This window comes from Aliirhizobium wenxiniae (assembly GCF_019511445.1).
In the GTDB taxonomy this organism is placed as follows: Bacteria; Pseudomonadota; Alphaproteobacteria; order Rhizobiales; family Rhizobiaceae; genus Neorhizobium; species Neorhizobium wenxiniae_A.
Genome location: NZ_JAEUAN010000132.1, coordinates 1 through 255, shown reverse-complemented (window position 1 = coordinate 255; position 255 = coordinate 1). Strand labels below are relative to the sequence as shown.

General features: G+C 62.4%; 1 protein-coding gene. It reads right to left on the bottom strand.

What is annotated here, in order from left to right:
- On the bottom strand, positions 1-255 hold a 255-nt coding region (locus JNB91_RS31920), incomplete at both ends, for an ATP-binding protein (RefSeq protein ID WP_220329144.1).

Here is a 255-nt window from a genome sequence, read left to right as displayed (position 1 = left end):
CGGCATGCCTTGTGGCCAAGGGCGCAGGCCAGCCAACTTTTGCCGACGCCGGCCGGCCCGATCAATAGCAAGGAGTGCCGCTGCCTGATCCAGTCGCAGGTGGAAAGCTTGAGGAAGAGATTACGATCGAGACCGCGTGCTGCGCGAAAATCGACATTCTCGACCTGAGCGTCATGGCGGAGCTTGGCAGCACGCGCTCTTGCCTCGAAGCGCTTCTGGCGACGCGAGGTCTGTTCCCGTTCGAGCAGGATCGCA